This window comes from Paenibacillus macerans (genome assembly GCF_900454495.1).
Classification (GTDB): domain Bacteria; phylum Bacillota; class Bacilli; order Paenibacillales; family Paenibacillaceae; genus Fontibacillus; species Fontibacillus macerans.
In genome coordinates this window covers 651,150-670,908 of the sequence record NZ_UGSI01000001.1, presented here as the reverse complement: position 1 = coordinate 670,908, position 19,759 = coordinate 651,150, and the positions used below count along the sequence as shown (strand labels likewise).

15 protein-coding genes and 1 riboswitch are annotated in these 19,759 nt (G+C 53.1%); of the genes, 4 read left to right on the top strand and 11 right to left on the bottom strand.

From position 1 onward, the window contains the following. Positions 1 to 197: 197 nt before the first annotated feature. The 3 genes from DYE26_RS03105 (at position 198) to DYE26_RS03095 (ending at position 3,359) form a co-directional block, all read left to right on the top strand. Positions 198 to 1,448, top strand: a complete 1,251-nt coding sequence (locus tag DYE26_RS03105) for a methyl-accepting chemotaxis protein (RefSeq protein ID WP_036622112.1) — start codon at positions 198 to 200, stop codon at positions 1,446 to 1,448. 108 nt (positions 1,449 to 1,556) lie between these two features. Beyond that, positions 1,557 to 2,003: a carboxymuconolactone decarboxylase family protein gene (locus tag DYE26_RS03100; protein ID WP_036622111.1), complete on the top strand. Its 447-nt coding sequence runs from the start codon at positions 1,557 to 1,559 to the stop codon at positions 2,001 to 2,003. A 441-nt stretch (positions 2,004 to 2,444) separates the two neighbouring features. After that, entirely contained in the window at positions 2,445 to 3,359 is a 915-nt protein-coding gene (locus DYE26_RS03095) for a transposase (protein WP_115311169.1), read from the top strand. A gap of 461 nt (positions 3,360 to 3,820) precedes the next feature. Here the strand turns inward: DYE26_RS03095 and DYE26_RS03090 are convergent, their stop codons facing one another. From DYE26_RS03090 to DYE26_RS03055, 8 genes are all read right to left on the bottom strand, one after another. Next, a complete protein-coding gene (locus tag DYE26_RS03090; protein ID WP_036622108.1) occupies positions 3,821 to 6,013 on the bottom strand; it encodes an alpha-galactosidase in 2,193 nt (730 codons plus the stop codon). A 122-nt stretch (positions 6,014 to 6,135) separates the two neighbouring features. Further along, positions 6,136 to 6,801: a GGDEF domain-containing protein gene (locus DYE26_RS03085; protein WP_051985392.1), complete on the bottom strand. Its 666-nt coding sequence runs from the start codon at positions 6,799 to 6,801 to the stop codon at positions 6,136 to 6,138. After that, positions 6,798 to 7,493 (bottom strand): class D sortase, encoded by a 696-nt coding sequence (locus tag DYE26_RS03080; protein ID WP_036622107.1) that lies wholly within the window; start codon positions 7,491 to 7,493, stop codon positions 6,798 to 6,800. The genes DYE26_RS03085 and DYE26_RS03080 overlap by 4 nt, the downstream gene beginning before the upstream one ends. A gap of 180 nt (positions 7,494 to 7,673) precedes the next feature. Further along, entirely contained in the window at positions 7,674 to 11,498 is a 3,825-nt protein-coding gene (locus DYE26_RS03075) for a collagen binding domain-containing protein (RefSeq protein ID WP_036622106.1), read from the bottom strand. A gap of 168 nt (positions 11,499 to 11,666) precedes the next feature. Continuing rightward, on the bottom strand, positions 11,667 to 12,137 hold the full coding sequence (locus DYE26_RS03070) for a hypothetical protein (RefSeq protein ID WP_036622104.1): 471 nt from the start codon (positions 12,135 to 12,137) through the stop codon (positions 11,667 to 11,669). 173 nt (positions 12,138 to 12,310) lie between these two features. Next, positions 12,311 to 13,450, bottom strand: a complete 1,140-nt coding sequence (locus DYE26_RS03065; RefSeq protein WP_036622103.1) for a response regulator — start codon at positions 13,448 to 13,450, stop codon at positions 12,311 to 12,313. 131 nt (positions 13,451 to 13,581) lie between these two features. Further along, positions 13,582 to 14,388, bottom strand: a complete 807-nt coding sequence (locus DYE26_RS03060; RefSeq protein ID WP_036622102.1) for a transglutaminase-like domain-containing protein — start codon at positions 14,386 to 14,388, stop codon at positions 13,582 to 13,584. Between the two features lie 16 nt (positions 14,389 to 14,404). Further along, positions 14,405 to 14,487, bottom strand: a riboswitch (cyclic di-GMP riboswitch). 106 nt (positions 14,488 to 14,593) lie between these two features. Then, positions 14,594 to 15,976: an MFS transporter gene (locus DYE26_RS03055; protein WP_036622100.1), complete on the bottom strand. Its 1,383-nt coding sequence runs from the start codon at positions 15,974 to 15,976 to the stop codon at positions 14,594 to 14,596. 126 nt (positions 15,977 to 16,102) lie between these two features. Here DYE26_RS03055 and DYE26_RS03050 point away from each other — a divergent pair, with 126 nt between their 5' ends. Beyond that, entirely contained in the window at positions 16,103 to 16,993 is an 891-nt protein-coding gene (locus tag DYE26_RS03050) for a LysR family transcriptional regulator (RefSeq protein ID WP_036622098.1), read from the top strand. Positions 16,994 to 17,031: 38 nt separating this feature from the next. Here the strand turns inward: DYE26_RS03050 and splB are convergent, their stop codons facing one another. From splB to DYE26_RS03035, 3 genes are all read right to left on the bottom strand, one after another. Continuing rightward, a complete protein-coding gene (gene splB, locus DYE26_RS03045) occupies positions 17,032 to 18,057 on the bottom strand; it encodes a spore photoproduct lyase (protein ID WP_036622097.1) in 1,026 nt (341 codons plus the stop codon). Then, positions 18,054 to 18,317 (bottom strand): transcriptional regulator SplA domain-containing protein, encoded by a 264-nt coding sequence (locus DYE26_RS03040; RefSeq protein ID WP_036622095.1) that lies wholly within the window; start codon positions 18,315 to 18,317, stop codon positions 18,054 to 18,056. The genes splB and DYE26_RS03040 overlap by 4 nt, the downstream gene beginning before the upstream one ends. Positions 18,318 to 18,431: 114 nt before the next feature. Then, complete coding sequence (locus DYE26_RS03035) at positions 18,432 to 19,577, bottom strand: VanZ family protein (protein WP_051985849.1); 1,146 nt, start codon at positions 19,575 to 19,577, stop codon at positions 18,432 to 18,434. Between the last annotated feature and the right edge of the window lie 182 nt (positions 19,578 to 19,759).

Below are 19,759 nucleotides of genomic sequence, written 5' to 3'. Positions count from 1 at the left end.
TCGTATACGAAATATTTTCTGAATATATGTAACAACGTTTCGGGATATTTGTCAATACGATCAACCTGATTTTATTCGCCGGAATTTTTTCAACCTGAAGGTAGCATTTCTCGGAATATTTCGTCCTATACCCTTTTTAGTTCGGATGTTATAATCATGGTAAAAATAACCTACTTTCGAAGGAGGCAATGAATCCAATGTCATGGTTCAACAGACTTCCCCTTAGCGGAAAAATTAACGCCGCCTGCTATCTCGTGGCCGCGCTGTTCGCCGTTCCCGCCCTGATCGTATTCGTGATTCTCGGCCACATCTGGGTCGGATTAATTCTCATCATTTTTTTGGCAGCGCTTACTTACCCGCTCTCCCGCTATCTCGAGCGAGAGCTCACGGATTCATTTTCCGACATCTCCAGCGCGTCCGCGCAGATCGCCAAGGGAGATTTCACCGCCCGGGTGAACCAAAGCGGCGGGATGAACGAGCTCAGCCGCTCGTTTAACGGTATGGTGGACAAGCTGCGCAAAATTTTGCAGGAAACCTCGGACATTACCCGCAAAGTGATGGACTCCAGCCGCAGCATTTCGGAACGTAATCAGGGGCTTATTGAGGTGATGACCCAGGTGACGCAATCGTCCAATGAATTGGCGCTTGGCGCAAGCGCCATCAGCGAGGACGTTGGCGGCATGACGGAGGCGATCGGCGAAATTGAAGAGAAAGTCGGCAATTACACCGATTCGACCCGGCAGATGAATCAGCGTTCTGCGGAAACGCTGCAGCTTGTGGAACGGGGCCGGGAATCCGTGTCGCGACAAGCGGAGGGTATGCGCAAAAATATCGAGGCGACGGAAAAAGTCGCCGAATCGATCGAAGCGCTGGCGCAAAATGCGCAAGGCATCACGAAAATTACCCGGGCGATTTCGGAGATCGCCGAGCAAACCAACCTGCTTTCGCTGAATGCCTCCATCGAAGCGGCGCGGGCCGGCGAGCACGGGGCCGGATTTGCGGTCGTCGCCCTTGAAGTGCGCAAGCTGGCCGAGGAATCGAGCGCCTCCACCAAAGAGGTGTTTAACCTTGTCCGCAGCATTGAGCAGGATGTGAAGCAAGCCGGTCAAAACATCAAAATCAACGAGGAAGTCGTGCGCCAGCAAAGCGCCATCCTTCTCGAAGCGGAGCAAATTTTTCAGGAAATCGTCCAAAGCGTCCAGTACATTTCCGAAGAAATTTCCGCTTTTGCCCGGGAAAGCGAAGCGATGCTGGATAGCGCGCACAACATTTCTTCGGCCATTCAGAACATCTCCGCCATCACGCAGCAGTCGGCTGCCGGAACCGAGCAGGTGTCCGCATCGATGAACGAGCAGATCACCTCCATCCGCGCGATGGCCGATGAGATTGAAGCGATGAAAAACGCCGTATTCCAACTGCAGAAAACGATACATATTTTCAAATTTTAAAGTCCCAAGTCTCGTATGACCTTGTTTCTGTCACAAAAACACCCCCTCCCTTGTCTTACTTGTGATAACTAGTTCCAGTTATCCATTATCATTTGGAGGTTGATGTATATGAAAGTAAGAATTGACCATTACGCAGCCAACCCGGACATTTACCGGGCGATGAGCCAATTGGAGAAACAGGTGACCGCAAGCGGGCTGGACCGCGTCATTTACGAGCTGGTGAAAATCCGGGCATCGCAAATCAACGGCTGCGCTTTTTGCCTCGATATGCATACGAAGGAGCTGCGCAAGCTTGGAGAAAGCGAACAGCGCATCAATTTAATCAGCGTGTGGCGGGAATCGCCCTGCTATACGGATCAGGAAAAAGCCGTGCTGGAACTGACGGAAGCGGTCACGCTTATCGCAGAGCGCGGCGTCCCCCAGGACGTGTTCGACCGGGTCCGCTCCTTCTACAGCGAAAAAGAAACGATGGATCTGATCTTTGCGATCAACGTCATCAATTGCTGGAACCGCATCGCTATTTCTACGGGGATGTTCCCGGGCTGCCGCGATTAATTAAAAAAGCCCTGTTATCTGCGCATATGCGGAAAACAGGGCTTTTCGTTTCCGCTTCAATCGCCTCATCAGATTAAAAAAATCAAAAGCAGTTGCCGTAGGTGATGGGCATTTCCCCGTCTGATTCCCGGTGATATTTTGCGGAACCGTGAGGTACGGTAGAGGCCAGCTTTAAAACCAATGTTTATAGGGTTCGTGTCTTGGTGTCCCTGTATGCTGCTTGCCTTTGCACGATTATCCCCTTCGTTCAGGAGCAGGGAGCAGGGGTGGGGCTAGAGCAAGTCAAGGATTCCAAAAAAAAGAGAAGAAAAAACAATAAAGATGAGGAAAAAATGAGGCGTTTCAGGTGAGATTTTTAGCTTGATTAGAGAACGTACGTTTGTTATAATGAAATAAATGGAATTTATGTTCGTGTATTCTTGATTCGGGAGGTAAGCGGATATGGAAGCCAATGCGGGAACGGAACTTCAACCATTCAGCAGCCGTTTTAACAGCGAGCAGGACTGCATGGAGGCGCTGATCGCGATGAAATGGCCAAACGGCTTCGTCTGCCCGCGCTGCGCTCACACCCGGTGCAGCCGTCTGACTTCCCGGCATATCCCTTTGTTCGAGTGCGGAAAGTGCAAGCATCAAACATCGCCTTTGGTCGGTACGATTTTTGAAGGAACGCACCTCCCCCTGGTGAAGTGGTTTCAGGCCCTGGAGTTGTTCCTGCTTGAGGGCGGCATCTCGGCGCTGCGGCTGAGCAAGGTGATCCGGGTTACCTACAAGACCGCCTGGTCGATGCTGCACAAAATACGCCATGCCGTGGGGGAGTTCGATGCCCGGGAGCTGCTCTCCGGAGACGTGAAGGTGAACAGCGATCAGTATGGGCGTAATCCGTCCCGGTGTCAGCTTTCGCATCCGTACGCCTCGGCGGTCGTAGCGGGATGCACGGTCACGGAGTCGGGCGAGCCGGAACAGGTCAAAATCCGCCTGGTTCCAAATAAGCGGGGAGGCGAAAAAAGGGCAAACCGTCACGATCTCGCCGCGTTCATCAATGGGCATGTGGATGTCTGTACATCGGCGGTGCAGTTGTTCCCTCAGGCCTTTCGGCTGTATGCGCCCTTGCGGAAAGTGGTGAGAGAGGCGTGGGAATCGCTGAAGAGTACGTATGGAGCCTTGGGACTGAAGCATCTGCAGGCGTACCTGAACGAATACACCGGACGCCGCCGATTGCGCCTGTCCGGAGGACTGCCCGGAGCGGAAGAAACGATGCGACAGAAGTTACTGTGCATGTGTGTGGCGATTCCGGCGATCCCTTACCGCAAGCTGATCGCGCGCCAACCGAACCAGCCCCTTGCGGCTGCGGCCTGATCGTGGCACTTGAACGGTAGAGGTTATTTGATGCGGATCAACTTGATTGGTGTGGGTTAGCATGATCGGCAGGGGCATTGCTGCTGACGGAAGAGTTCAAGCTACAGCAATGTCACGGTCTTTTCGTTCCCCCGCATCTGGTCCTTCATCTCCCGTTCGATCTGCCTTACTTCTCCGAAAAACCTGCTTTCTTCTCCTATGCCCATCTAATTTATCTTGATCCTATCTGCTTCTTCACAAAATATGTTCTTCTCCCAAGCTTGTCTATTTCTCTGCTACCTGATCAAACGAGATAATCATGCAAAGCGTCCGGACAGCGAGTATTGATCTTCGAAAGCAAATTTCGCATCCCGGTATACCTTGGAATAAGCCGATCTACATACTCCTCTCATCATCCGAACGTTTTCCATTCTCGCTAAAAAAACCTGAAGGAAGCCATTTCGCCTCCTTCAGGTTTTTATTTAGTGCACGGCTTTCAACCGCACCAATATGCTGCTGAAATCGCGGCTCACCGACGCGACGGACAACCCCGCCGACATCAAGCGGTCGCCGCCGTACACTTTGCCGTTGTCGACTACGGCGTAGTCCTTGGCAGGGTCAAGCCCTTCCAGCTTGACGCTGCGCAGCGGGCCGTTCGGTTCGGCGAGCACGCGGAAATAGAACAGCAGCGCTTCGTTTTTGTCCGGGCTGACGAACATCCACGCCGTTTCGCCGCCTTCAAACGGACTTTTCAGGCGGTACAGCTCCCCTTGCTGCACGAGACCGCGTATTTCCTTATATATGGCGATTTGTGCCTTGGCAATTTCCTTCTCTTCGTCCGTAAACTTGGTCAGGTCGAGCTCATAACCGAAATTGCCGGACATCGCTACGTCTCCCCGGAACTTAAGCGAAGTCGTGCGTTCCACCTGGTGGTTCGGCACCGCGGAAACATGGGCCCCCATCGTCGATACGGGGTAAACGATGCTCGTGCCGTATTGGATTTTCAGGCGCTCCACGGCGTCCGTATCGTCGCTCGTCCAGGTTTGCGGCATGTAATAGAGCATGCCCGGATCAAAACGGCCGCCTCCGCCAGAGCAGCTTTCGAACAAAATGTGCGGGAACTCGCTCGTTAGCCGCTCCAGCAGCTCATACAGCCCCAGGATGTAACGGTGGGCGATTTCCCCTTGCCGCTCCGCCGGGCTGGCCGCCGAACCGACCTCCGTCATGTTCCGGTTCATGTCCCATTTGACGTAGGAAACCAGCACACTGGAGAAAATATCGCTCAGCCGCTCGTACAAATACTGCCGCACATCTTCCCGCGACATATCGAGCACGAGCTGATCGCGGGCTTCGGTCCGCCGCCGTCCCGGCACGTGCAGGCACCAATCCGGATGGGCCCGATACAACTCGCTGTCCGGCGACACCATCTCCGGTTCGACCCACAGACCGAACTGCAGCCCGGTTTCCTTCACACGGCGGGCCAAATCGCCAAGCCCTTGCGGCAGCTTGCGGCGGTCTTCATACCAGTCGCCAAGCGAGCTGTTGTCGCTGTCCCGGTGCCCGAACCAGCCGTCGTCCAGTACGAACAGCTCGATCCCAAGCTCGCTGCCCGCCTTGGCGATCGCTTCGATTTTATCCGCGTTGAAATCGAAATAGGTCGCTTCCCAGTTGTTGACGAGAATCGGACGCTCCTGGTCGCGGAACTGCCCGCGGCAAAGTCTTGTCCGGTACAAGCGGTGGAACGTGCGCGACATGCCGCCCAGCCCTTCGGACGAATAGACCAGCACGGCTTCCGGCGTCTGGAACGTTTCGCCCGGCGCCAGCTTCCAGTTGAATTCAAACGGATTGATCCCCAGCGACACACGGGTCGTCCCGAACTGCTCCACCTCGGCCTCGGCGGTAAAATTGCCGCTGTAGATCAGGCTAAAGCCGTATACTTCGCCCTGCCGTTCGTCGGCTTCCGGCCGCAGCAGCGCGAGAAACGGATTTTGCTGGTGCGAGCTGGCCCCTCTCCGGCTGCTGATGCCGGTGAGGCCCGGCGCAAGCCGTCTGCGCTGCACGTGGCGTTCTCTCGCCCACGCGCCGGACAAATACAAGGCGTCGTAAGACGCGTCCGCAAAATCCACCGAGGCGCTCAGCGCGCGTTCGATTTGCATCGCTTCGCCGCTGTCATTGCGGAACCGGGCCGATCTGGCGATCGCGTCAAAATCTTCAAAGACGGTATAGCATAAATACACGGTCAACCCGGACACCGCGTCGAACAGCTCAAGCTCCAGCGTTTCGGCTTCGCTCTCGCGCTCGACATAGACGGACGGCAGCCCCTCCAGCGCCGGTTTGCCCGGAATGATCCGGTGCGACTTATAAGAGAGCTCGGTCGCCCGGGCGCCGTTCGCCAGCCGGACTTGGTACGCCGGGCTGCGGAAATCGCCGGTGCCGTATTGCGGATATTCCTGCGGCAGCGTATCGAGCGAGATCGTTTTGTCGTCCGGAAGCGGATTCGGGCTGAAGGAAGCCCGTTCCTTAAACGTCAACAGTTCATCGAGATTGCTGTCCTGGCGCAGCTTGGCGCCGAAATACGCATGGGCGGCATACCCCCGGACCAGTTGAATCATGTAGCTTGTATTGCGGGATTGCAGATGGAAAAGGCCTTTAGTTTCATCGAAAAAAATAGGCATTTCGCGGTCCTCCTGGAAATGTGCTAATCTGACTTTTCTTGTATGCTTTTTTTCCATTCTACTATCTTATCCGGGAGGAGTAACGATAATAAAGTGATCTTCTATATGGATTTTTGTGAGTTTTATCGGAGATTGAATTGTGTTTGGCGCCACGGTTTATTAACGCCGGGGTTGGATTGAACGAGGTCTTCCGGGAGCACCCGCTCGCCGAAAACGCAATAGCGGTTTTTGCCAAGCCGTTTGGCATGATACATCGCGGCGTCGGCTTCCTGCATCATGCGCGTCTTTTCGGCCCGGTGCCCCTGGCAAATGCTGATGCCGATGCTTCCCGTAATGGACATATCCCTTCCTGCAATATAATAAGGCCTGGAGATTTGACCCAGGAGCAATCCGGCCATAATCTTCACCTGGTTCGGATCGCAATTTTTCATGATAAACAGAAACTCGTCCCCTCCGATCCGAAACGCGAGTTGGTTCTTATTCGTCAACTGTTCCAGATATCGGCTTACTTCCCATAACAGCTGGTCGCCCGCTTGATGTCCGTATGTATCATTGATTTCCTTGAAACAATCCAGATCGAGATTCAGAACGGCGAGGTTTTCCTTACCTTTGTATTTGGTCCAAAAATGATCCAGCCCGTTCCGGTTCAGCAAACCCGTCACCGGATCGCGGTAGGCCAGCACCCGGAGCGCGGCAATCTCCGAATACAAAGACCGCAAATAGAGTACGGCGCCGGCCAGCAATACACAGCCTACCCCGTATATAATATAAGACCCCGTAATACTCATCCCTTTTCACCAACCATATCACGATTTAATGGCACATTAACCTGCTTCATCTTGGCTTGAACGATAAGACGATGGGTTGGATTTTTCAGAGGATCGCATGTGATCAAAGTCAGGATTTTATCCTTCCCGTTCGGCTTGAGGACGGAGACTTCCGTCGGTTCGACTATCGAGATTTTATAAACCTCATAGGTGTAGCGATCAGATTCGGTAGTTATGACGATCTTATCTCCTATCTCGACTTCGTTCAAGCGGTTGAACAAACGGCCCTTTGTACGCGCCCGGTGGGCGGCAATCGCCGCGTTCCCCTCCGCGCCGAGCGGCGCCGTTTCGGTCATATGCGCGGCCGCGTGCTTCATGTTAGCCTTTGTGGCCCCTTCCAAGACGGGCAGCTTTACATCGATCGCCGCGATTTCGATCATAGCGATCGACGTTTTCCCGTCCACCGTCATAAGCTGCGGGACGGCGGCCGGTTCGGAATCGGCGGCGGAGGACCCTTCCTCCAGCAAATGTGAGAGCCGCTCGAAACCGGCGGCCAGCTCGCGGCTCATCGCCGCTGCTTCCCGCTGTTTCCGCGCCTGTTCCGCCTCCGCCAGCAGCCTTTGCTGCTCGCGGTCCGCCTGCCATTCCATCAGCATCGGCGCCACGATCACGGCAATGCCGAGCAAAATCAATAAATAAGACAGCTTTCGCATAGGATCGGCTCCTTATCGTTAACCCGGTATTCCACTTCGTTTTAATACAATTACTTCCAATTTGCACAACGTATTATATTATATCAGCAGCATCTCAACAATTTCTGAACATAAAAAGCAAAGGGGACAATCCCCAAAAATCGTCCTCAGATTCTTGGAGATGCCCCCTCGGCGTTTATGCTATTTGCGCTGCAAGTATTTCTTTCTCAGCAGCAATCCCAACAAGATCAGGGCTGCCCCCGCCGCTTGGAACGGCAACGGGCTGCCTTCCCCGGTTTTCGGCAGGACGCTGACTCCCGGGAATTCCTCGCCCGCTGGACGATCGCCGCGGGTTCCACCCAGCGGATTCCCTTCGTCGTCAAGCTCCAGGTCCGTCGGTTTCTCCGAATCCTTCGGCTTGTCCACGGTTGGCTTGCCGCCCTTCGGCTTGCCGCCATCCGTTCCGCCAGCCGGAATCGTACCGTCCGGAACCCCGGCATTATCGTCGGCGTCCGGGTTTGAGTTGTCCACCGGCGGATTAATCACCGTACCCGGAATGGTTGGTACACCCGGGTCGGCCGGATCGTTTGGAGTGCTCGGGGTGCCCGGAGTGCTTGGATCGCTTGGATCGCTTGGATCACTCGGATCGCTCGGACTTCCCGGGTTGCTCGGATTCGTCGTCCGCTTACGGTTCTCTACCGTAATGGCAAGCGTGTTATCCGTTTGTTCAAGGCTAGCGTCGATCGTGATCAGCCGCTCAGCCTGGCCTTCAATCAGATAACCTGCCGGTGCTGCGGTTTCTTTCAGGATGTAATTGCCGTACGGAAGATCGGTGAATACCGCTGTTCCGTATACATCCGTCGTCATCGCAATCGGAGCTTTGGACCGGGCTTCGTCCTGAAGCTCGAAGGTGGCGCCGGCCAACACTTTTGCGTGGTCGGCTTTATCGACCTTGGTGATGACCAGCTTGCCTTTCGGCTCTGCCGGGTCCACCGGCGGACCGGTCCGCTTCTCGTTTTCTACCGTGAGTTTTGTGACACCGCCGGTCGATTTGGCTTTTTCGTCAAGCTTAACGGTCAGCGGCGTACCGTTGAGAAGATATCCGGCAGGCGCTCCCGTTTCCACCAGGCTGTAAACTTGGTCGTACCGCAGCTTGGTAAAGGTCAGTTTGCCTTCCTCATCGGTGGTCTTCTCTCCGAGCAGCTTACCGTCGCTGTCCAGCAGTTCAAAGGTAGCGCCAGCCAGTTTTTGGGTTGGATCAGCCTTATCGACCTTCGTTAGTTCCAAAGAACCGCGGAGGCCCGAACCGGTGCCCGAACCGTCGGTAAAGCGCACCTGAATCTTGTTCGAAGACTCCTGGGAAACGTTTTTGATACCTTCGCCCGCAAAGCTTGCCGTATTCGTTACTTCTTCCCGGTCGGCAGAGACCGCGATTTCCGACGAATACTGCAGAACGCAGGCGTTTTCTATGAACTCTGCGGCAAACTTAAGCTCAAACGCTTGGCTGTCGTTTTCCGGGTCCGTCTTGATCGTCAGGAAGTAATCCTGGTCCTTCGTCAGCTTCCCCCCGACCGGAGTCACGCTCTTGTCCGAGTTCACGACCGCTTCGTATAGTTCGAAGGAGTCGGGAAGCAAAACCTGGTTTGGGCTCGGCGTATCGATGATGGTTGCGTTCTCGACGTAGGATTGGCTTCCGTTGATCACGATTTTCCAATCGATTTTGCCGCCGTTTTGCGTACCGCTTTTGTTGACGTATTCGCCGCCGCGCGGGATCGGCAAGTCGGCGTGCCAGCTCCAGAGTTTACCGTCGCCTCCGGTCATAACCGCCGTATTCGGCACTTTATCGACGACCAGCACGTTCTCCAGCTTGGTTTTGAACGTGATTACGTAAGGCGAGTTGATATCTCCCAGTTCGATGCGGAACGTATTATCCGCCGCCTCGGTAATTTGGGCGGGATCCGTTACCTCGGTTCCCCGAACTACCGAACCATCAGCCCCTATGGTCGCTTTATAAACTTTCACTTCATCTTTCAGCAGTTTTTGATCCGCTTCTAATTTGTCGGTCAACACCGCGTTGTTGACCAGGTTGCCGTTATAGTTGGCTACGATCTCCCAGGTGAGTACCTTGGTCTTCGGATCATAACTTTTTCCAACTTTACGGCCGTTTTGCTGTGTTTCGGTATTCGGTTTAAACGGAGCCTGGAGTGGGTACGCAACTCCAGGCGTGTTTTCCGTCCAATCCAATGTTGCCTCGTTCAGATACGGATATTTGTCCGGAGTAAACTTCGTACTGTAGGTAATGGTGTACTTATCCGTTATTTCTTCGTTAAACGTTAAAGTAAACCCTTTGGTTGGGTCTTCAACCTCTAAATCGTATGTGGAACTGGTTACTGTTTTCCCCGGTGAGGTTACTTTAACGCTGCTCGGAATAAATTCCAGACCGCCGCTCGTAAACGTATCCTTGATCACCAGATTCGTCATCGGCTGCTTATCTTCGTTGACGACGATGTTCCAGGTGATTATCTTAGCGCTGTAATCGACACCGCCAAATGATTTTACCCCAATTCCGCTCTTAAAGGTGAACGAATCGGAACCCTTTCTCTCCTTGCCGTCGACCGTTGCATAGATGTCGTTAGTAACCGGAGTATCCTTATAAATGCGGTCTATCGCTTTGGTTTGATATTCAATGTCATAGGCGGTAGTAACCTCTGATTCAAATTGCAAATCGAACCCGTTTTTGCCGTTGTCATCGGTCACCGGAATTACTTTGTACGTGATGCCGTCAGCCGGTTCGTTCGTTCCTGGCTTAAGCACTTTGACCGAATCCTCCACCAGCACCATGCTGTTGTTGAAACGGTCATGAATCAGCCTTTCGCCGGCTGGGGTTATCGTCTTTTCACCATAATTGTATTGCACTCTCCAGGTCACCGTCTGAGTCTCTTTATCGTAGGAGGTGTCCTTTTTGGTGAAAAGCGGCGTGCGGGTAATCGTAATCGTCTCATCATCCGCCTTCGAAACGCCATTGTCTCCGGTCAACTTCGCGCTGTTCGTAAATTCGGTCTCTTCCTCACCCGTTACCAAAGTCGTGTATTGAATGCGGTAAGCCGAATTGATGCTTGGCTGATTAAAATTGACCTGGAATCCCGAACCGTCCGGTTCAACGGCCGTTCCGTAGGTTGTGGAGCCAGGTTCGACCAAATTCCCCAAGTCAGGCCCTCTGTCGACATTCGGCAGCAGCTCGTAAACCTTGATCGAGCTTTCATCCAGCTTCAGTCCCGGCGGAATCTGGTCGGATACTTTCGCATTGTCGATCTTGTCGAGCGAGGTATTGACGTCGATCGTCCAGGTGATGGATTTGTCCTTGTCGGCAATCCCGGTCTTTTTCAGGAGCGATCCGTCCTTCGGCGCGAGCTTGATCACAGCATTCTGCTCTCCGCCCTGAATCGGGAAAGAAATCGGCACATCCGCTCTGCCCTTGATCTCTTCGCTAAGCACCGTATTAACCTTAAAGGTGCCCCAGACTCTCGAATTGTCGACGTTTTCGTTGAACACGATCTTCACATCGCCGTTCGTGCCAACCGTGAAATCGGCGATTGAACTGCCGTCGTCGATCGTCAACTTGCCGTTTACCTCGTTGAAAATTTTAAACTCCTTAGGGATTTTGAATTCAAATGTGCTGCCGTTTGTGTAGCCATGTCCATCCGGCAGCTCCCATTCGTATTCGATGCTGACGGCGTCTCCCAACTTGGAACGCTGCTGATTGGCGGGATTGTAAACCGCGTCGATTACCGTCCCCTTCGCATCCTTAACTAGGACTCCCTTAATGATGCTGTCTGCATTTTCGGCCGCAGCCGCAGCCGCACCTGCAGGGGCAGCCAGTCCATACGTAGCATCGGTCGCACTGTACGCAGCCTCTCCGCCGGAAGCTTCATCCGGATTTGCGCTGACCTGCGCCGCTCCCATACCAAAGACGCCTTGGAAGAACAACGCGCCGGCCATGAGTAAAGCCATCCATTTTTTCTTCATGCTTTTAGAGCACTCCCTCCTTATCTCAAATGTGTTCATTTATAATATCTTAATTTTTTTCCAATTCCCTCCTCGTCCGGTTTATGTAATTGGGCGACGCTTTCATCTTAATTCGTCGTTCTGAACAAATTCTCAACAAATTATAAAAAAATTCAACAAAAATTATGATTATTTTAATAGCTCCCGCAGTTCTATTGTGAAAGTTGTCTGATCCCCTGCTTCAAAACCCAACGTATAAAACGCAAAGAAATTTTTTTTCTTTACGGCCTCCACCAGCCAGTGGCAAAAATCGCTAACTTCGTCGGTTTCCCGGCTTCGGCCGTCCCGATAGACTACCTGGGGGTAAACGAACCTCAGCTTGAACTCGCCGCGCCACTCAAAACGAAAAAAATTTCTGCCCTTCCGGCGTTGCAGCGAAAAATGATAGTCCCGCTCCCGCTCTTGCAATAGATAAAACTGACCGTTGCAAAAAAATACAGGGCCATGCCGCGTGGCTACGATCCCTACCCGGTTCCCCCGGTAATCCATATAGAAACCCCTGCTCCGTTTCCTTTTATCTTGTTTCGTCAATTCGATCTCCGTAAGCGAGGGCAGTTCCACCCCCCGTGAATCGTCCCTGAAATGGCCGACTACATTCATCTCCAAAAAACTCCCTTAATTGCGAACGTTGCGAAAAGGCCGCAGAAAATTCGACTGAAATGGTTCATTCGGAGTATACGCGCAAGATCTATACAAATTCTGAACAAAAAAACCGGCCAACGGCCGGTCAAGATTGCTTGTTCTATGATAAAAAAACGCCGGAAGCGGGCGGCTTAACGTGCCTGCCCCGCTTTCTCCGTAAATTGTCCATACCATTCCGTTATGTAGTGGCTGGGCTCCACGTTCAGTTCCTCCTTCAGTACGGCTGCGAGTTCGCGGTACTGACGGTGCACCATGGCAAAGTTCTGCTGCAGTGCGTATATTTTCATGAGGGCAAAATAAGGCGCCTCTTCCTGGGGATGAAGGGTGCGGATGTTGTGATAGTAAGCTCCCGCCTTCTCCCAAAGCTCTTGCCCGAGGTACCAATCGGCGATCGCCAGCGAAGTGTGAAGCCAAATGGCCTTGAGCCGCTGGCGCTCGCTTTCCGTCCACCAGTAATCGTATTCCTGCAGATAATCTCCGGTGTAGATTTTCATCGTCTCCAAATATGCGTCCAGCGAATCGCCGGACACGGGCGGCAGCGCAGCCAGCTTGGCCTCCCATTCGTCGATATCCAAGCGGACCTGATGGGTATTCAGGATGTAACCCTCCATCGTATTCACAATTTGAAAATGGTCTCCGTAAGGCTTAAGTGTTTTCCGAATATGGTACACGGACGTATATAATTGCGAGTTGACCTTGTCCGTCTCGTATTCCGGCCATAAGACATCGATCAAAGTAGACTTTCGGACCAACCTTCCCCGGTGCTGCAAGAGATAGAGAAACAACTCCTGCGCCTTCGTCGTGCGCCACTGCAGGAGGGTCGGCTGTCCATGCCGCGCCTCCACCTTTACCTGTTTGAACAAGCATATTTTGATATCCTGTTCGGAACCGGCGACTTGCTCCTGTCCCGCTTTCAGCCGCTCCTGAATCCGATCCACGGTTTTGGCCAGGCGCTCGGCTCTGATCGGCTTGAGCACATAATCCAGAGCGTTTAACTCAAAGGCTTTTATGGCATATTCATCATACGCCGTGACAAAAACGATATGTATCTCCGGTCTTGCTTCCAAAATCCGTTCCGCCAGTTCAATACCGTTGATTTCCGGCAGGCTGATGTCCAAAAACAGCACATCCACACGTTCTTGGAGAATTTCGCCCATCCCCTTGACGGGGTCGGTAAATTTCCCGACAACCTCCACGTCGGCAAGCTTCAGCAATAACCGTTCCATATAATTCAAGGCCAGTTGTTCATCATCCACAAGTATTACTCTCATAAGAGCCAGACTCCCCCGCTTGGATACTCTTCCCCTTTATAAGAAGATTAGCATATCCCGCCCAAACAAAGAAGCCTTGAACAGTCGTTCAAGGCTCTTTTTTTTCCTATTCGTCTTATTATTGAACTGGCTTAGTATAACTTGTCCGCCTTATATTTCGAAGCATCTTTGATCATTGTAAAAGCGGTCGTCGTTCCATTCCAGCCGGCATCGGCCGTCGTGTCGATAACCACCCAGCGTCCGTTTATATAAACTTCATTCCAGGCGTGATATGTTTTTACATAGTCGGAAGATCCCATCGCCAGCTTGGCCGGAACCCCAACGCTGCGCAGCATCCCCGCAAACAGGGAGGAAAAGCCGTAGCAGGTGTCCTTCTTGGCAGTCAAGGTACGCTCGATATTCGGCAGGTAATTCGATGTAGCGGTAAACGCCAGGCTGTCGTCGTATTTGATGGTGCGGATGATGTAATTATAAATGGCCTTCACTTTATCTTCATCGGCAGCCGCATCTTTCGTCAGCTCCGCCGCCTTCTTTGCCGCCAGACCGTCTATATTCCAATTCACATTTTGCGTCGAACTCAGATAGACCGGCGTCTCATCCTGCAAATCAAGCTTCACCGTATCCTTCTGCACAAGGCGGTACGTAGTCCCTTTAATCTGTTCCAACAGGCTGATCGTGTAATCCCCGTTGCCCATTTGCAGCGGGAACGTCTCTCCTTGGGCACCGTAGGTCAGATTATAGGTATACTTATTGTTCCCTTTCTCGATCACCAGCTTGGTCTTGACATTCAGCTTCACGTCGTAATGAATGGTCACCGCTCCCTGAGACAGGTTGTCCTTATTGAGCCAGCCCTCAAGTTCGGCCGCCCGCGCCCCTGTCCCGCCGAAACCGGCAAACAAAAGTACAAGGGTCAACGTTGCAAACATCAATTTACGCATAAAAAATAAAACCTCCTTCGGTAACTGGCTGCCAGTAAAAAATTTACAGGCCCTGTAGCTTTGCGTCCCTGCCTTTCGACAGGTTTGCCATTATCGTGTAAAGTTTTATGTCCTTCTCTATCTCTATCGGAAGCGTTGGCGTCATTTATTAGCCCAATAAGACGAAAAAATCTAAAATTTTTAGTATTTTTTTGCGACTTTAGCCTCAGTTGATAGACGAACTTTGCAGACGGGGCCGTTCATTTCGCAAAAAGTAAAAATAATAAAAAAGTACCATAATCATCTCCAAAGCTGCGAGAATGAGATAGATATTACTGTAAACACCGGAATTCGCAAACAGGTTTAACGGGTTCCAATGCACGCTGCCGCCTTGATCCACAGCCTTGCTGTAGACGCCGGCCGCCACCGCGCCGGAAAGAAAGTTCGACATCGACAACAGCCCCATGCCAACCCCGGTCTGTTCCTTGGCCAGCGTCCGCGATATCGTGCCTGTCAAGGCAATTTGCATAAACATCTGTCCGACGTTGCCAAGGATCAATAATATTGCAATGATGGGGACCGCCGCTCCCGCGAAGATCGAGATCAGGGTAAAGCAAACCAGCAGCAGCATGGACGCGCTGCAAAACACAAACGGGTTGCCCTTGGCATCCGCCAGCTTGCCTCCAGCTCTGCCCAGAACAGCCGACACCGCCGCCCCCGGAACCATAGCGAAGCCAATCCAGCCCGAGGCAAGCCCGTTGACATCCGCCAGCAGCTGCGGCGTCAAGAACGGGAGCGCGTAACCGATCCCCATCGCCAGTATGGCTATGAGCAGCCCCAGGGAATAACTTCTGTTGCGGAAAAGCTGCGGATCCACGAACGGGTGAGCCGCAGTCCGGTTGCGGATAAAAAACAACAAGAACAGGAGCAGGCTGCCCAGATAGAAGGTAATTCGGCCGTAAGTAACGCCCAGCAGCAGCAACGCAACCGCACCGCCCAGCAGACCGGCCCCCAGCCAATCGACTTTGGCGTATTTGGGCGCCTGCTCGCTTAAATAACGGCGGTAAAACGGCAAGGTGACAAGCATCAGCATCGGAATGCAAAACAGCCAACGCCAATCGACCAGACTGACGATTAGCGCCGAGACGACCGGTCCGATCGCCCCCCCGACAGCCAGTCCGGTTGCCGTGATGCCGAGCGCGTATCCGCGGCGTTCGGGCGGAAAGTGGCGGACGGGAATGATCATCGCCGCCGCCGGAATGACCGCCGCTCCCGCCGCCTGCAAAACCCGCCCGGCCAGCACCATCCAAAACGCCTGGGCGGCAAGCCCGGCGAGCGAGCCCAGACAAAACACGGCCAAGCCAAACGTGATTAAATTTTTGAACCTGAATACGTCGGCCAATTTCCCGTAGATGACCGATCCGATCGCATAGATCAGCATATAAATGGTGGATACCCAGCTGACCTGCGCCACGGATAATTGGAACTCGTTTTTAATTTCCGGCAGCACGATATTAAACATCGTAGCGCTCATCGACGAGAGCACCATCGTAAACGCCAAAATACGGATCAGCTTTTCGGCTGAATCGCCCTCTGCCTGCTTTCTCATAACAAATCATGCCCCCTCAAAAACCTTTGTTATGAGATATTTTATATTTGCATATTGATAATTAAAAATATATATTTAATTATAAAATCATATACTACAGTATATTAATAGAAAGGAACGAACGGTATGGAATTGCTGCAGCTGCAATATTTTCAGACGGTCGCCCGCTTGGAGCATATGACAAAAGCCGCGCAGGAGCTTCATATCGCCCAGCCCGCGCTGAGCAAAACGATCGCCCGCCTGGAACAGGATTTGGGCGTGCCGCTGTTTGACCGGCAGAGCCGGCAAATCCGGCTCAACCACTTCGGCAGAGCGTTTTTGAAAAAGGTGAATCTCGCGTTGAACGTGCTTGAGGAAGGTCGGAAGGAAGTCGCCGATCTGGCGGGAACCGAACGGGGAAGCATTCATCTGGCGACGAACAACCTGGGCCGGATTACTTCCGCTATAAGCGCCTACCGGACTGAGCATCCGGAAGTGAATTTCCGCATTTTGCAAACGCCGCCCGCTTCCATGGAGGAGTTGGTAAATTTGCTGGAAAACGGCGAGGTGGATCTGTGTTTTACCGCCGCTTCCATCGATCATCCGGATATCCGCGAGCAGCCGGTGCTGGACGCCGAGGTGTTTTTGGCGGTGCCGCCCGGCCATCCCTTGGAACGGCGCAGCAGCATCCGACTGGAGGAGGTGGCGGCCGAGCCTTTCATCGAATATAAAACCGGCCATCCGTTCCGGAAAATAAACGCGTCATTTTGCCGCGAAGCGGGCATTTCGCCGAACATCGTCTGCGAGGTGGACGAACCGTCCGCTTTGGGCAGCCTGGTGCAGGCCGGACTTGGCGTAGCTTTTATGCCCGCATGCCGCAAAGACGAGACGCCGCCTTATAAAATGCTGCGCCTCGAAACCCCCGTATGCCGGCGCGTCTTCCGGATCGCCTGGCTGGAGCGGCGGTATCTTCCCAAAGCCGCCCGCAGCTTCGGCCGGTTTTTGGCCGAATATTACGCGGAGCTTCAGGCGCCGTAAGCTGCAGCGCCATCCTCCGGCGTCCGGCGGGCCGCCGGTCAAGTAAAATACTCCAGCTTCGCCTTTGGAAAAAAATCTTTCATATAACCGAACAGATGCGTTTTCAAATCCTCCTCTTCCTCTTTCGGATAGATATATTTGCCGATGCCGTATTTGCCCCATTTGTATCTGCGTTTTTCTTCATCCAGTTCCAGCTTGGTCATCGGGTAATTTTTCTCGATCACCCGTTTGGCCGGTTTTGTGAAGCGGTGCTGAATGAATTCAAACGTAAGGTCCTCTTTCGCCTTGGCCGGCAGTTCGGCATCCAGCCGTTCGAACATATGGCGGTACCCGTCCTCCCATCCTTCGTGAATGTAAATGGGCGCGACGATAAAGCCAAGCGGATATCCGGCCCGGGCCACCTTCCCCGCGGCTTCGATTCTTTGCTCCAAAGGCGAGGTGCCCGGTTCGAAGTTTTTAATGATGTAATCGGCGTTGACGCTGAACCGGAACCGTGTTTTTCCGTTATGCCTCGCATCCAGCAAATGATCGACATGATGAAACTTCGTGACGAACCGCAGCTTGCCGTACTCGGACTGTCCAAAGTGCTCGATCGCCCGCCTTAGCGTATGGGTCAGATGGTCGATGCCGACGATATCCGAAGTGCAGGAAGCTTCAAAACGGGTGTATTCCGGGGCGCGTTCGGCCATATACCGGTCGGCGGCGTCCAAAATCTCCTCCACGTTGACATAAGTGCGGATATACGGCTTGCTCCCCATCGTCGTTTGCAAGTAACAGTAATGGCAATGCCCCATGCATCCGGTGGCAAAAGGGATGGCGTACTCCGCCGAAGGTTTGGATGTGTCGAATTTCAGCGTTTTGCGAATGCCGACGACCAGCGTGGACTTGGCCACCCGGTATTTTTGCAGATCGCTTTCGCCCGGCAGGTTTCTGACCTGGTTGTGGGAAGTCGTGTACCGGATGTCGAGATCCATGTCCTTGAATTTGTCATACAGCGTTTGACCGAGCGGATAATCCAGCGCGTCCGGCTCAAAGTAAACGAGCTTGGGAACAAACGGCTTCATTCCAGGCCCCCCTCGGCGGCGTCCCCGAAGTAGTAGCTGTAGGCCTGCTCCGCCTCATCCGCCGACGCGTATACGGCCATTTCACTGGTCAACGGGTAATAGGTTTCGTACAAAAAAACGGCGAGCTCCCCCGGCCGCTCCGGGTTGTTGACCACCGCGGCCTCCTGGATGTTGGCGACGTCCTGGGTATGCGGGTTGCGGTAAAACACATAAACGATATCTCCCGGCGCAAAGGTTCGGGCTTCGTCTAACATCTTCATCGAATCCCCTTCTTTTTATGGAATGGTGAAGCTTTCCCTTTGCTTTAAAATATTTCCTTGGCCGGGAGCAATTATTTTTCCACGTTGTGGAAAAACAGGCAACCCAGGAAAACCTTATTTCCCCTCCGATTTCGAAGCGGCGCTTTTCCACAATATCCGGTGCTGTGTCCGGCTTAGTTTCTCGTAGAACAGCGTGGAGTTTTTGCGAAATACTTGAATGACGACGTGAATGAAAAACGCCAGATCCATCAGCAGAACCAGCATGGCCAATAACGCCCTTGCTCCCTCCGGCAACGATCCGGAAGGAAAGGCAACCAAACGGTTCATGCCGAAAATCCCCCAATAAAGCAGGCCGTAGCGGACGATGATCGACATGGTTCCCGGCCGCGCTTCATCACCTTGCTTATTTCTGCCTCGGGTCAATTGGGCTGCGTAACCCGCATCGGCATCCCGCTTTTCCGTCGGTTCCGCTTCCTCGATCCTGATGCGAACCAGCCATTTGCCGAAGGTGCAGCCGCCGGTTAGGTATGGAAGCAGCATAAAGTAAAGACCTGTCGCGACGAAATAAGCCGCCGGAATCCGCAGCACGTGGCAGACGGCCAACAGCACCGCGCAAATGACAACATCAAACATCCAGGCCAAACCGCGGCGGGTGTAGCTCACCCTTTTGGCGGACAAATCCACACCCCGGTCCAGATGCTCGATCCTGGGCAAAAAGCGCGACAGCCATTCGGCGGCGAGAAAGCCGATCATTCCGCCAAGCGTGTTCGTCATCAGGTCGTCGATATCGAACACCCGGTAGGCGTTGTCAAAAATGCCGAATATGCCCGTCAGCTGCGTCACTTCAAACAACAGGGACAGCAAAAAGGACAGCAGCAGGCAGCGAATCGGCCCAAACCGGAAGTAGTAACGTATGATCATCCCGAACGGCACCGTCAACAGGACGTTGAAGGCCACCTGCAAAAAAGCCCGCTCCTTCAGCAGCCGCCAATACGTTGAAGGCTCTCCTTTAACGACGCTGGTCTCCTTCAGGATATCCTGGATGAAATGAAACGGAACGAGCTGAACAGGCGATTGGGCGAGCGGCGGATTGTGCCGCGTGGCAGGAAAGGGCAGCATGATCAGAAACGCGGCGTTCATCAGGTACAGCAGTAACAGGTACAGGACGAACGCCCGCACTTTGTTGATATACCCGTGCCGGCGGTACTGGACGACGAGAAAAGGCATCGTGAACAGCAGCGCGGCGAAAGGAAAAGCCATAAAGGCATAGGAAATAGGGAACAAATACGTTTCAAATTTCAAAGTTTAAACCCCTTCTGCTCATAAAATCTTAACTATCTTACCATAGGACGTTCGAAGCCGCATTTTAGTTAGCCAAAAAGTCCGGCAATTTATGCAAAAAGCTTTCCCGCGCTCCAACTAGTGGAACGGGGAAAGCTTTT